Annotated in this window: 12 protein-coding genes; 7 read left to right on the top strand and 5 right to left on the bottom strand. The window is 63.0% G+C overall.

Features of this window, described 5'->3' with window-relative positions:
- Positions 1 to 75: 75 nt before the first annotated feature.
- The 6 genes from AC2T3R_RS25860 (at position 76) to AC2T3R_RS25835 (ending at position 7,954) form a co-directional block, all read left to right on the top strand.
- Positions 76 to 2,364 (top strand): ABC transporter permease subunit, encoded by a 2,289-nt coding sequence (locus AC2T3R_RS25860; RefSeq protein ID WP_015272350.1) that lies wholly within the window; start codon positions 76 to 78, stop codon positions 2,362 to 2,364.
- A 71-nt stretch (positions 2,365 to 2,435) separates the two neighbouring features.
- Positions 2,436 to 4,052: a phosphate ABC transporter permease PstA gene (gene pstA, locus AC2T3R_RS25855; protein WP_182329544.1), complete on the top strand. Its 1,617-nt coding sequence runs from the start codon at positions 2,436 to 2,438 to the stop codon at positions 4,050 to 4,052.
- A gap of 72 nt (positions 4,053 to 4,124) precedes the next feature.
- Entirely contained in the window at positions 4,125 to 4,958 is an 834-nt protein-coding gene (pstB, locus tag AC2T3R_RS25850) for a phosphate ABC transporter ATP-binding protein PstB (RefSeq protein ID WP_003258171.1), read from the top strand.
- A 63-nt stretch (positions 4,959 to 5,021) separates the two neighbouring features.
- Positions 5,022 to 5,792, top strand: coding sequence for a phosphate signaling complex protein PhoU (gene phoU / locus AC2T3R_RS25845; protein WP_013974818.1), 771 nt, complete (start codon positions 5,022 to 5,024; stop codon positions 5,790 to 5,792).
- Between the two features lie 164 nt (positions 5,793 to 5,956).
- A complete protein-coding gene (locus AC2T3R_RS25840) occupies positions 5,957 to 6,859 on the top strand; it encodes a response regulator (protein WP_486744437.1) in 903 nt (300 codons plus the stop codon).
- A 198-nt stretch (positions 6,860 to 7,057) separates the two neighbouring features.
- Positions 7,058 to 7,954 (top strand): M23 family metallopeptidase, encoded by an 897-nt coding sequence (locus tag AC2T3R_RS25835; RefSeq protein WP_013974816.1) that lies wholly within the window; start codon positions 7,058 to 7,060, stop codon positions 7,952 to 7,954.
- A 100-nt stretch (positions 7,955 to 8,054) separates the two neighbouring features.
- Here the strand turns inward: AC2T3R_RS25835 and AC2T3R_RS25830 are convergent, their stop codons facing one another.
- The 3 genes from AC2T3R_RS25830 to phoB form a co-directional block, all read right to left on the bottom strand.
- Complete coding sequence (locus tag AC2T3R_RS25830) at positions 8,055 to 9,395, bottom strand: hemolysin family protein (protein WP_486744436.1); 1,341 nt, start codon at positions 9,393 to 9,395, stop codon at positions 8,055 to 8,057.
- Between the two features lie 173 nt (positions 9,396 to 9,568).
- Positions 9,569 to 10,876 carry a phosphate regulon sensor histidine kinase PhoR gene (phoR, locus tag AC2T3R_RS25825; protein ID WP_023661986.1) on the bottom strand — a complete coding sequence of 436 codons (1,308 nt, stop codon included), beginning with the start codon at positions 10,874 to 10,876 and terminating at the stop codon, positions 9,569 to 9,571.
- Between the two features lie 48 nt (positions 10,877 to 10,924).
- Positions 10,925 to 11,614, bottom strand: coding sequence for a phosphate regulon transcriptional regulator PhoB (gene phoB, locus AC2T3R_RS25820; protein WP_003253341.1), 690 nt, complete (start codon positions 11,612 to 11,614; stop codon positions 10,925 to 10,927).
- Positions 11,615 to 11,786: 172 nt separating this feature from the next.
- Between phoB and AC2T3R_RS25815 the strand changes: the two genes are divergently transcribed.
- Entirely contained in the window at positions 11,787 to 12,158 is a 372-nt protein-coding gene (locus AC2T3R_RS25815) for a COG4315 family predicted lipoprotein (protein ID WP_486744434.1), read from the top strand.
- A gap of 120 nt (positions 12,159 to 12,278) precedes the next feature.
- Here AC2T3R_RS25815 and ubiA read toward each other — a convergent pair whose 3' ends face one another.
- A complete protein-coding gene (ubiA, locus tag AC2T3R_RS25810) occupies positions 12,279 to 13,169 on the bottom strand; it encodes a 4-hydroxybenzoate octaprenyltransferase (protein WP_015272345.1) in 891 nt (296 codons plus the stop codon).
- Entirely contained in the window at positions 13,169 to 13,726 is a 558-nt protein-coding gene (locus tag AC2T3R_RS25805; protein ID WP_015272344.1) for a chorismate--pyruvate lyase family protein, read from the bottom strand. The genes ubiA and AC2T3R_RS25805 overlap by 1 nt, the downstream gene beginning before the upstream one ends.
- Between the last annotated feature and the right edge of the window lie 126 nt (positions 13,727 to 13,852).

The following is a 13,852-nucleotide window of genomic DNA, read 5'->3' as shown; positions in this document are numbered from 1 at the left end:
GTTTCCTGTGCGGCGGGCTTTCGTGCGTCACCAATTTGTAATGCTTTTGTCACACGGGACCGCTAGGGTGTGCGCATGAATGATCTGGCCAATTCCAACATGACCCAAAACTCCCAGCCCGTGCGGATTGATTTCAATACGCCGGAGTTGCAACGCAAGCGCCGCATGCGCGCGCTAAAGGACCGCCTGACCCGCTGGTATGTACTGGTGGGCGGGCTTGCCGTATTGGCGGCTATCACCCTGATCTTCTTCTATCTGGCCTATGTGGTGCTGCCGCTGTTCCAGGGCGCCGAGCTGACCAGCAAGAAAGCCCTGGAGCCGACCTGGCTGCAACAGGATGCCGGCAAGCCGCTGATGATCGCGCTTGAAGAGCAGAACCTGGTGGGCATGCGTGTTTCGGACAAGGGCCAGGCACTGTTCTTCGATACCAAGACCGGTAACGAGCTCAAGCGTGTCGACCTGCCACTGCCGGCAGGCACCCAGGTCACTTCGATCAGTGCCGACCAGCCGGGTAGCCCGCTGGTGGTGCTGGGCTTGTCCAATGGCCAGGCGCTGGTGTTTCACCACACCTACAAGATCACCTACCCGGACAACAAGAAAACCATCGCCCCCGGCATCGACTACCCGTACGGCGAGCAGCCGTTCGTGCTCGACGAGCAGGGGCGTGCGCTGGATCATGTCAGCGTAAACGTCAATGGCGACACCCTGCTGCTGGCTGCTTCCACCGGCGCGCACCTGCAGGTGGTCGAGTTGACCCGCACCGAGAACATGATGACCGAAGAGGTCACGACCGAGCAGAACCGCATCGAACTGCCGCAGATGACCGAAACGGTGAAGAACATCTTCATCGACCCGCGTCAGCAGTGGTTGTACGTGATCAACGGCCGTGCCACCGCGGACGTGTTCAACCTGCGCGACAAGAGCCTCAACGGCCGCTACAAACTGTCTGAAAGCGCCGACACCGAAATTACCGCCACCGCCCAGCTGGTCGGCGGCATCTCGCTGATCATCGGTGATTCCAAGGGCGGCCTGGCCCAGTGGTTCATGGCCCGTGACCCGGATGGCGAATCGCGCTTCAAGCTGATCCGCACCTTCCAGATGGGCAAGGCCGCGGTCGTACAGATCGACGCCGAAGAGCGCCGCAAGGGCTTCGTCGCCCTCGACGCCGCAGGCGAGCTGGGCGTGTTCCACAGCACCGCGCACCGTACCCTGCTGGTCGAGCCGGCCGCCGAAGGCCCTGGCATCCTGGCCCTGTCGCCACGTGCCAACCGCATCATTATCGAAGAAGGCGGCAAGCTGCTGCCACTTAGCCTGCGCAACCCGCATCCGGAAATTTCCTTCAGCGCGCTGTGGGGCAAAGTTTGGTACGAGAACTACGACGAGCCGAAATACGTCTGGCAATCGACCGCTTCGAACACCGACTTCGAGCCCAAACTGAGCCTGTCGCCGCTGACCTTCGGTACCCTCAAGGCTGCGTTCTACGCCATGATCCTGGCGGCCCCGCTGGCGATCGCCGCGGCCATCTACACCGCCTACTTCATGGCCCCGGGCATGCGCCGCAAGGTCAAGCCGGTGATCGAACTGATGGAAGCGATGCCGACGGTGATCCTCGGCTTCTTCGCCGGCCTGTTCCTCGCCCCGTACCTGGAAGGCCACCTGCCGGGCGTGTTCAGCCTGTTCCTGCTGATGCCGCTCGGTATCCTGCTGGCCGGCTTCGCCTGGACCCGCCTGCCCGAGTCGATCCGCCTGCGTATCCCGGATGGCTGGGAAGCGGCGATCCTGATCCCGGTCATCCTGTTCACCGGCTGGTTCGCCCTGACCATGAGCCCGCACCTCGAGAACTGGTTCTTTGGCGGTGACATGCGCCTGTGGATCACCAACGACCTGGGGATAACCTACGACCAGCGCAATGCCCTGGTCGTGGGTATCGCCATGGGCTTCGCGGTCATCCCGAACATCTACTCCATCGCCGAAGACGCCGTGTTCAGTGTGCCGCGCAGCCTGACCCTGGGCTCCCTGGCCCTGGGTGCGACGCCCTGGCAGACCCTGACCCGCGTGGTCATCCTCACCGCCAGCCCAGGTATCTTCTCGGCGCTGATGATCGGCATGGGCCGTGCGGTGGGCGAGACCATGATCGTGCTGATGGCCACCGGCAACACCCCGGTGATGGAGCTGAACCTGTTCGAGGGCATGCGCACCCTGGCCGCCAACGTGGCGGTGGAAATGCCGGAATCGGAAGTCGGCGGCAGCCACTACCGCGTGCTGTTCCTGGCCGCGCTGGTGCTGCTGATGTTCACCTTCATCATGAACACCTTGGCCGAGCTGATTCGCCAGCGTCTGCGCAAGAAATACTCGTCGCTTTGATAGAAAGGTAGCGATCCGTGAAAAAGGATTCCCTCAAAGGCTGGTTCAAGAGCGGCGCCCCAGGCGTCTGGATGAGCGGCGGCGCGGTGGCCATGGCAGTGATCATGACCGTTGGCCTGCTGGCGGTGATTGCCGTGCGCGGCCTGGGCCACTTCTGGCCGGCCGATCTTGTCCAGGCTACCTACAAGGTGCCGGGCCAGGCCGACCATGTCGTCATTGGCGAAGTGGTGCAAAAGGAAGAAGTACCCCGTGCCCGCCTGAAGGGCGCCGGCCTGCCAGTGCCTGACCAAGGCCCGGAGTTCATGACCCGTGAGCTGATCAAGGTGGGCAACCGCGACCTCAACGGCAGCGACTTCACCTGGGTGGTCGGCGACTGGCTGGTCGACGAAAGGCACCCGACCGACCTGGTCGCCCTGGAGCGCCGCGAGTGGGGCAACTTCTACGGCTACCTGGTCAGCGTCAAGGAAGACGGCCGCGTGGTCGCCGAAGGCGCTGCGGCCTGGGCCGAGCTGCAGGCCCGCCTCAAGCGCGCCAACCAGCTCAACAGCGAACTGCAAAGCCTCGAAAAGAAAGACATCGGTGCCATCAACCATGGCCTCGAGCGCCTGCGTCTGCAAGCGCGCAAGCTGGAGCTGGACGGCAAGCTGGACGCCGCCGCCCAGGCCGATATGGACGCCGAGCGCGCTGAGCTGAACAGTCGCTACAAGGCCATCGAAGACCGCCTGACCGGTCTGCACCAGGCCTTCGCCCGCGACAGCCTGGTGGCCCGTGATGGCAACGGCCGTGAAGTAGAAATCAACCTCAGCAAGGTGGTGCACGCCATCCAGCCTAACGCCATGTCGGGGTTCACCAAGCTGGGCACCTACTTCACCAAGGTCTGGGAGTTCCTCAGCGATGACCCGCGTGAAGCCAACACTGAGGGCGGTATCTTCCCGGCCATCTTCGGTACCGTGATGATGACCCTGATCATGGCCGTGATCGTCACCCCGTTCGGTGTGCTGGCTGCCGTGTACCTGCGCGAATACGCCAGACAGGGCCCGGTGACCCGCTTGATCCGCATCGCGGTGAACAACCTGGCGGGTGTGCCGGCGATCGTCTACGGCGTGTTCGGCTTGGGCTTCTTCGTCTACGTGCTGGGTGGCTCGATCGACCGCCTGTTCTTCCCCGAAGCACTGCCGGCGCCAACCCTGGGTACCCCAGGCCTGTTGTGGGCATCGCTGACCCTGGCGCTGCTGGCCGTGCCGGTGGTGATCGTGGCCACCGAGGAAGGCCTGGCGCGTATCCCGCGCACCGTGCGCGAAGGCTCGCTGGCCCTGGGCGCTACCAAGGCCGAAACCCTGTGGAAGATCGTCCTGCCGATGGCCAGCCCGGCGATGATGACCGGCATGATCCTCGCCGTGGCCCGCGCCGCCGGTGAAGTGGCGCCGTTGATGCTGGTGGGTGTGGTAAAGCTGGCTCCATCCCTGCCGGTGGACGGGAACTACCCGTACCTGCACCTGGACCAGAAGATCATGCACCTGGGCTTCCATATCTATGACGTCGGCTTCCAGAGCCCCAACGTAGAAGCCGCGCGGCCTCTGGTATACGCCACGGCGTTGCTGCTGGTGCTGGTGATCGCGGCCCTCAACCTCTCGGCCGTGTGGATCCGTAACCACCTGCGCGAGAAGTACAAGGCCCTCGACAGCTGATCCTGATTGCAAGCGTGCCGCCCGTGAAACGGGCGGCCCTTAGAAACGAATTGTTAGCGTATGGAGTTGACCATGCAGCAAGAATCCCATACCCACGGCATCGACATGTCTGCCCTGGGCCGCGACAAGCAGAGCCTGCGCCTGGCCGAAGAAACCGTAGCCATCGAAGTACCGGGCCTGAGCCTGTTCTACGGTGACAAACAAGCGCTGTTCGATGTGCAGATGAACATTCCCAAGCAGCGCGTGACCGCCTTTATCGGCCCGTCCGGCTGCGGCAAGTCGACCCTGCTGCGCACCTTCAACCGCATGAACGATCTGGTTGATGGTTGCCGCGTGGAAGGCGCCATCAACCTGTATGGCAATAACATCTACCGCAAGGGCGAAGACGTGGCCGAGCTGCGCCGTCGTGTGGGCATGGTGTTCCAGAAGCCCAACCCGTTCCCAAAGACCATCTACGAGAACGTGGTCTACGGCCTGCGGATCCAGGGCATCAACAAGAAGCGCGTGCTGGACGAAGCGGTCGAATGGGCGCTGAAGGGCGCGGCACTGTGGGACGAGGTCAAGGACCGCCTGCACGATTCGGCACTGGGCCTGTCCGGTGGCCAGCAGCAGCGTCTGGTCATCGCCCGCACCATCGCCGTGGAGCCGGAAGTGCTGCTGCTCGACGAACCGTGCTCGGCACTGGACCCGATCTCGACCCTGAAAGTCGAGGAACTGATCTACGAATTGAAATCCAAGTACACCATCGTCATCGTGACCCACAACATGCAGCAGGCGGCCCGTGTTTCGGACTACACCGCGTTCATGTACATGGGCAAACTGGTCGAATTCGGGGATACCGACACCCTGTTCACCAACCCGGCGAAGAAACAGACCGAAGATTACATCACCGGTCGCTACGGCTAAGCCTGGCCAGCCAGGGCACGACATGAACTACTTGAAGCTTGCAGCTTCTTCGCGGAGCGAACGATGATCAACAAAGAAAGCCTTACGCATCACATTTCCCAGCAGTTCAACGCCGAGCTCGAAGAGGTGCGTAGCCACCTGCTGGCCATGGGCGGCCTGGTCGAAAAACAGGTCAACGACGCAGTCACTGCGCTGATCGAAGCCGACTCGGGCCTGGCCCAGCAAGTGCGCGAAGTCGACGAGCAGATCAACCAGATGGAGCGCAACATCGACGAGGAGTGCCTGCGCATCCTCGCCCGTCGTCAGCCGGCGGCCTCCGACCTGCGTCTGATCATCAGCATCTCCAAGTCGGTGATTGACCTGGAGCGCATCGGTGACGAGTCGACCAAGATCGCCCGCCGCGCCATCCAGCTGTGCGAGGAAGGCGAGTCACCGCGCGGCTATGTCGAGGTGCGCCACATCGGCGACCAGGTACGCAACATGGTCCGTGACGCGCTGGACGCCTTTGCCCGCTTCGACGCCGACCTGGCACTGTCGGTGGCCCAGTACGACAAGACCATCGACCGCGAATACAAGACCGCCCTGCGTGAGCTGGTGACCTACATGATGGAAGACCCGCGCTCGATCTCGCGGGTACTGAGCGTGATCTGGGTCCTGCGTTCGCTGGAGCGTATCGGCGACCATGCGCGCAATATCTCCGAGCTGGTGATCTATCTGGTGCGCGGCACCGACGTGCGTCACATGGGCCTCAAGCGCATGACGGCAGAAGTGCAAGGCACTGCTGTTTCCGACGGCGAAAACGCTAATGTTCCGGCTGAACCTGACGATAAGTAAGGTTGCTCCCGAGCATCGACGCCCGGCCTTGGCCGGGCGTTTTCGTTTGCGGTCGAGGAGCCGGCAGGCACCCGCGAACGATGTGAAGAAGTCCCGGCGTGACCAGGTTGTAGCAAGTGGCCATTATTCGGCGGTAGGCTAGTCGGGATTCAGAAGGAGTATCGATGAGTAAAGTGAATGTGCTGGTCGTGGATGACGCCCCGTTTATCCGTGATCTGGTCCGCAAATGCCTGCGCAATGCCTTCCCGGGCATGACCATCGACGACGCCGTCAACGGTCGCAAGGCAATGGCCATGCTGGGCAAGGAAGCGTTCGACCTGGTTCTGTGCGACTGGGAAATGCCGGAAATGTCCGGCCTGGAACTGCTCACCTGGTGCCGCCAGCAGCCTGAGTTGAAGAACCTGCAATTCATCATGGTGACCAGCCGTGGCGACAAGGAAAACGTCATCCAGGCGATTCAGGCGGGCGTTTCCGATTTTGTCGGCAAGCCATTCACCAACGAGCAATTGCTGACCAAGGTGAAAAAGGCCCTGACCAAGATCGGCAAGCTCGACAGCCTGATGTCCAGCGGCCCGGCACGGGTCAACTCGGCGTTCGCCAATGACTCGCTGAATGCGCTGACAGCCGGCAAGCCTGAAGCGGTGAAGGTCGCGGCGCCAGCTCCGGCACCTGCAACCGCACCCGCCAGGCCATTGGCCAATACCCCCCTGCCCGCCACTCCCGCGCCGACCGGCCGTGGCCAGGGCCAGTTGCGCCTGGCCGGCGGCATGCAGCCGTGCGTGATCAAGGCGCTGAGCCTGAAAGAGGCGCTGCTGGTGGTGCGCCGTGGTGAAGCGCTGCCACAGGTGCTGGAAGGCGCGGTGCTGGACCTGGAGCAGGGCGAGAACGCCGAAGTTGCGCGCCTGAACGGCTACCTGCATGCCGTCGCGGCACTGGAACCCAAGCCCGACAGTGACTGGTTGCAACTGACCTTCAAGTTCGTCGACCAGGATGCCCAGAAGCTCGACTACCTGTCGCGGCTGATTGCCCGCGGGACGGCGCAGAAGCATTTCACCCCGGGCGCCTGAGTAATGACTACTGGCTCCATCGCCGGCAAGCCAGCTCCCACATGTACAGCGTCAACCTCGGGCCTTGTGCATTTCCTGTGGGAGCTGGCTTGCCGGCGATGGGGCCAGTCCTGTTGACGCCATCCGACCAACTGTCATACCCGTCACAAAACCCCCTGCTAGGCTTCGACAGATCGTAACTGTCAAAAAGCCACTATCATGCCCGCCCGCCTGCTGCTGTTCTGTGCATTGCTCATGGCCTCGGCGTCGAGCCTGGGCATGACCATTTACGAGATCACCGATGATGGCCGTGTGACCTCCTATTCCGACCGGCCCGGCCCCGGTGCCAAAACCTTTGTGCGGCGCGTACCTATGGTCGAGGTGCCCGAAGGCCAGGTTCTGCTGAACGCGATAACCTTCAACGGCGGCGTGAGCTTTTCGGCCCGCAACCAGCTACACGTGCCAGTGGAGGTGGAGTTGCGCCTGGACAACCTGGTGAACGCACAAGGTGGCAATGCCCCGCGTACCGTGCGCCGGGTACTGCCGCCGCGCACCACGCAAATGCTCAGCGTGCTCAGGGGGCGCCCCGGGATGCTGCTGAACTACCGCTCGACCCTGCTACAGGCCATGGGCGACCCGGGCAAGCGGCCCCAGGGCTTCCGCTATGCATTCCCCTGGATTGGCGGGCCGTTCCGCGTGACCCAGGGCCCCAATGGCCGGGTCAGTCATTTTGGGCCCAAGGGGCGTTACGCCATGGACATCGCCATGCCCGAAGGCACCACCATCATCGCGGCGCGGGAAGGGGTGGTGGTGAAGACGGAGAACAGCCAGAGCGGGCGCGGCCCCAACCCCTCGGGCAATTTCGTCAGGATCCTGCACCCGGACGGTACCATGGGCGTCTACCTGCACCTGATGCGCGGGTCGGTGGTAGTGGCGGAGGGGCAACGAGTGCGGCAGGGGCAGATGCTGGCCAAGTCGGGCAATACCGGCAACAGTACCGGGCCGCACCTGCATTTCGTGGTGCAGCGCAATGTGGGGTTGGCGCTGGAGTCGATACCTTATCGGTTCGACAGGCCGATTGGTGGGTTGCCTGACTTCACTGCGGGTAATCCATGATCCGTGTCGGCTTCTTCGCGGGCTTGCCCGCTCCCACTGGTAATCTGAAAGGCCTGGCCTTTGGCGATCCTGTAGGAGCGGGCGAGCCCGCGAATGGCCCTCAATCCAGCTTGAGCACCTTGGCCAGCACGATCTTCGGCCCTTTCATCTTCTTGATGATGATGCGCAGCCCTTCGACCTCCAGCACTTCCTCTTCTTCAGGCACGCGCTTGAGTGTCTCGTAGACCAGCCCCGCGAGGGTTTCCGCTTCGATATGGTCAAGGTCGACGCCCAGGAGGCGCTCGACCTTGAACAGCGGCGTGTCGCCACGCACCAGCAGCTTGCCCGGCTGGTAGGCGAGGATGCCGCGCTCGGTCTTGCGGTGCTCGTCCTGGATGTCACCTACCAGCACTTCCAGCACGTCTTCCATGGTCAGGTAGCCAATCACCTTGCCATCGGCTTCCTCCACCAGTACGAAGTGCGCGCCGCCCTTGCGGAACTGCTCCAGCAATTGCGCCAGGGGCATGTGCCGCGACACGCGCTCCAGCGGCCTGGCCAGGTCGTCGAGGTCGATGGTTTCGGGCAGGTGCTCGAGTTCGGCCAGTTCCAGCAGCAGGTCCTTGATATGGAGCAGGCCGGTGAACTCCTCACGCTCGGCGTCGTACACCGGGTAGCGGCTGAACTTGTGGCGGCGCAGCAGCGCCAGGATCTGCTTCAACGGCGCATGGGCGTCGATGCTGACCATGTCCTCGCGCGAGTTGGCCCAGTCGACCACCTCCAGCTCGCCCATTTCCACAGCCGAGGCCAGCACGCGCATGCCCTGGTCGCTCGGGTCCTGGCCACGGCTGGAGTGCAGGATCAGCTTGAGTTCTTCACGGCTGTAGTGGTGCTCGTGATGCGGGCCGGGCTCGCCCTGGCCGGCAATGCGCAGGATGGTGTTGGCGCTGGCATTGAGCAGGTAGATGGCCGGGTACATCACCCAGTAGAACAGGTACAGCGGCACGGCGGTCCACAGTGACAGCAGTTCTGGCTTGCGGATGGCCCAGGACTTGGGCGCCAGCTCGCCGACCACGATGTGCAGGTACGAGATGACGAAGAAGGCGACGAAGAACGAGATGGCCTTGATCAGCTCGGGCGTGTCCACGCCAAGGTATGCCAGCAGCGGCTCGAGCAGATGGGCGAACGCCGGTTCACCGACCCAGCCCAGGCCCAGCGAGGCGAGGGTGATGCCCAGCTGGCAGGCTGAAAGATAGGCGTCGAGCTGGTTGTGCACCTTGCGCAGGATGCTGCCACGCCAGCCATGCAGCTCGGCGATGGACTCGACGCGGGTGGCGCGCAGCTTGACCATGGCGAACTCGGCGGCAACGAAGAAGCCGTTGAGCAGCACCAGGAGCAAGGCAAAGATGATCATGCCGAAATCGGCGAATAACGAGGTGATGCTGATACCAGGGGAAGGGTCCATGATGGAGTTTTTACGGGGTCCGTCTTCGAGATAGAGAGAAAAAAAGTGCCAGCTCTTGCTGGCACAGGGGGTCCAATGTAGCGGCTGGGACCGTAAAAGCAAAGGGTGGCGGACTTATTGCGGTCCCTGTGGGAGCGGGCGTGCCCGCGAAGGGCTGCGCAGCAGCCCCGATCTCAAGCCTTGCCGTTGGCCAATTGTGCCGGCGCGAAGTGACAGGTAAAGGTACTGCCATGCCCCGGCACGCTGCTGATCTCCAGTTTGCCGCGGTGGCGCATCAGCACATGCTTGACGATCGCCAGCCCCAGCCCGGTGCCCCCGGTATTCGACGCACGGCTGGAGTCGACCCGGTAGAAGCGCTCGGTCAGACGTGGCAGGTGCTTGGCATCGATGCCCACCCCCGAGTCCTGCACCGACAGGTGTGCGCCCTGGGCATCGGCCCACCAGCGAATCCGGATGCTTCCTTCGTCCTGGGTGTACTTGACCGCGTTGAACACCAGGTTGGAAAAGGCACTGCGCAGCTCTGACTCGCTGCCCTTCAACTGCACACCGGGCGCGGCTTCAAGGGTGATGCGCTGTTTGCGGGGCCCGGACAGAGCCTGGGCGTCGTTCTTGATCGCGCAGAGCAAGGCATCGACCGCCACCGGGTGGTTGTCCGACGGATAGTCGGTGGCCTCAAGCTTGGCCAGCAGCAACAGGTCGTTGAGCAGTGTCTGCATGCGTGAGCCTTGCTGGCTCATCTGTTGCAGGGCTCGGCTCCAGCGCGGGTTCACGTCCTCGACGTTGTCCAGCAGGGTTTCCAGGTAGCCGGTGATGACCGTCAGCGGCGTGCGCAGCTCGTGGGACACGTTGGCGACGAAGTCCTTGCGCATCTGCTCCAGCTGGTGGATGCGGGTAACGTCGCGCACCAGCATCAGGTGCTCGTTGTTGCCGTAGCGGGTGATGTGCAACTGCACGCGCATGCGGTCGTTGATCGGCGAAGGGATTTCCAGCGGCTCGAGGTAGTTTCCTGCCTCGAAGTACTCCTTGAAGCGCGGGTGGCGCACCAGGTTGGTCACCTGCTGGCCGCCGTCCTGTGGGGTCTTGAAGCCCAGCAGGGTCTCGGCGGCGCGGTTCCACCATTCCAGGTTGCCATCGCTGTCGAGCATGATCACTGCGTCTCGCAGTGCGGCAGTAGACTCCTGCACCCTGTCGATCACCGCCTGCAGGCGGCCGCGTACACGCTGGTCGCGGCGTTGCAAGTGGTAGATGCTGTCGAACACCTCGCCCCACAGTCCGTAGCCATCGGGCGGTGCTTCGTCGGGTTGGTGGTTGCGCAGCCAGTCATGCAGGCGCAGCAGTTGCTTGAGGGTCCAGCCCAGGTAGAGCGCCAGGCCGATGGCCAGGCTCCAGCCATAGTAGCCGCTCACCAACCCGCCGATCAGGCAGACGGTAATCAGCAGCAGCAGGTGGCGAATCAGGGTCGCGTGCCAGTTCTGGTTCAATTGACGGTCCTTGTACAACGACGTGCAGCTTGGCGCCTTTCAGCTCGATCAGCTCTTGGTCGAGAAGCGGTAGCCGGTGCCCCGGACGGTTTGTACCAGATTTTCGTAGGCTTCACCCAGCGCCTTGCGCAGGCGGCGGATGTGTACGTCGACGGTGCGTTCCTCGACATAGACGTTACCGCCCCATACCTGGTCCAGCAGTTGGCCACGGGTGTAGGCGCGCTCCTGGTGGGTCATGAAGAACTGCAGCAGACGGTATTCGGTAGGGCCCATCTCGGCTGGCTTGCCGTCGATGGTCACGCGGTGGCTGATCGGGTCGAGCAGCAGGCCACCGACTTCGATTGGTGCCTCGCTGTCGCTCGGGCCGGTGCGGCGCAGCACGGCTTTCAGGCGGGCGACCAGCTCGCGTGGTGAGAACGGCTTGGTGATGTAGTCGTCGGCACCCACTTCCAGGCCTTGGATCTTGTTGTCCTCTTCGCCCTTGGCGGTGAGCATGATGATCGGGATGTCGCCGGTCAGCTCGTCGCGCTTGAGGCGGCGGGCCAACTCGATACCGGAGGTGCCCGGCAGCATCCAATCGAGCAGTATCAGGTCCGGTTTGCGGTCGACGATGATCGCGTGGGCCTGTTGGGAGTTTTCCGCTTCCAGGCAGTCATAGCCGGCCATTTCCAGGGCAACGGCGATCATCTCGCGAATTGGTGCTTCGTCGTCGACGATCAGAATGTTCCTGCCAACCATGCTCAAAACCTCTCCTGGATACGGTGTCTTGGCCCGCATTAGATAACGGAATTATTGCAGCTGTGTGACAGGGTGTTGGCCGTTCTGGCGACATTCCGTGACTGAACTAGGCTTGAGAGGGCCGTGGTTGCGGCAACTTGAACCCAATCCCCCCGAAACAATGGTGAATCCAATGACACGACAAACGCTGAGCTGGATGGCCCTTTTCACTGCGCTGGCGCTCCCGGGGGTGGCCTTGGCCGACCATGCGATGGAGAAGGGCGGCATGTTGGTCGATCATGCCGGCATGACCCTGTACACCTTCGACAAGGATGCGGGCGGCAAGTCGATGTGCAATGGCGAATGCGCCAAAAACTGGCCGCCGCTGATGGTGAAGGCCAATGACGAACCGGCCAAGGACAAGTGGACAGTAGTAATGCGCGATGATGGCAGCAAGCAGTGGGCCTATGACGGCATGCCGCTGTACACCTTCATCAAGGACAAAAAGGCCGGCGACATGACCGGTGACGGCATGAAGGACGTCTGGCACGTTGCCAAGCCTTGAGATTGCCGGGGCCGCTTTGCGGTCCATCGCCGGCAAGCCAGCTCCCACAGGTTGTGCGCAAGCTGAGAAGGCAGCGCTGCACCTGTGGGAGCTGGCTTGCCGGCGATAGGGCCCTCAGCTTCAACGCAGTGCGTAATCCAATACTACCCCGATAAACACCAGCATCCCCGCCCAGTGATTGTGCAGAAACGCCTTGAAGCACGACTCCCGGTCCAGCTTGCGCGTCGACCAGTACTCCCAGGCAAAGCACGCCGCCGCGCCCAGCAGCCCCAGGTGGAACCAGCCACCCAGCTCGAAGCGGCTGCCGGCCAGCAACAGGCAGCCCAGCGACAGCAGCTGCAAGGTCAGGATGATGGTGCGGTCGGCATCGCCGAACAGGATGGCGGTCGACTTCACGCCAATCTTCAGGTCGTCATCACGGTCGACCATGGCGTAGTAGGTGTCGTAGCCCACCGTCCACAGCAGGTTGGCGATATACAGCAGCCAGGCGCTGGCCGGCAGCTCGCCACCCGCTGCGGTGAAGGCCATGGGAATGCCCCAGGAATACGCCGCCCCCAGCACCACCTGCGGGTAATAGGTGTAGCGCTTCATGAACGGGTAGCAGAACGCCAGAGCTACCGCACCGAACGACAGCCACACCGTGCGGCTGTTGGTGCACAGCACCAGCAGGAAGCTCACTCCGACCAGGATGGCGAACAGCGCCAATGCTTCGCGCGGGCGGACCCGGCCGCTGGCCAGGGGGCGGTCGGCGGTGCGTTTGACGTGGCCGTCCACCTTGCGGTCGGCAAAGTCGTTGATGCAGCAACCTGCGGCGCGCATCAGCACCACACCGAGCCCAAAGATCAGCACGTTGGCCAGGGTTGGTGAACCGTTGCCAGCAATCCACACCGCCGACAAGGTCGGCCACAGCAGCAGGTAGATACCAATTGGCCGGTCCATGCGGCTGAGCTGGACAAAGTCCCAGGCCCGTGGGTGCAGGCGGTTGAGAGACTTCAGCAGTTGCAGGTACATCAGCGGTTTTCCTCCTTGGCCGCTTGCCACAATGCCGGCAGAAACACCTCTGCCACCAGCAGGTCCAGGCCGCCACGTTCGAAGCGCGACCGGCGGCCCCACAGCGCAGTATGGGCGGCCTCGCTCGGCAGCCAGGCCTGTGGATAACTGCACACCTCGATGGGGTGGCGGATAAATGCCTGGTCGCAGAACAGCAACTCGCCCAGCGAACGGCTGCCCAAGGTTTCAAGGTCCAGCCCGCCGCGCTCCAGGGCGCTGCGGCTGGCGACGCTGCGGGCGAACACCCAGGGTTGGCCATGGCCGCGCAGGTACACCTCGCGCACCCAGCCTTCGGCACCGGCGGCGATGCCCAGTGCCTGGCATTCGTCATCGCGCAGCGGCTGCCAGCCCTCGAACAGCGGGGTAACGGAGAAGTGATCGTTGGACAGGCGGGTCAGGCGACGGGTCAGCGAGCCCTCGTCGAACAGCCAGTCAAGGGTGGGCTGGTCGATGTCGGTCGCCAGCCGTGAATACGGCAGCCACGCGACAGCGGCTGCTTGCGGGGATTCGTACGACACGTCGGTCTGCTTGTTACAACCAGAGAGGCGGCGAGCTTAGCATGATTGCCCGGACTGCTTGCATACTGCTGACAGGGCCGCTACAAAGCCCCACGAATTGCGCGCAGGCTTCGTCGCGGGTAAACC

This window comes from Pseudomonas sp. PVC-5-1 (assembly GCF_057444345.1).
The sequence above is the reverse complement of the archived record's forward strand: the minus strand, read 5'-3'. Positions and strand labels throughout refer to the sequence as shown.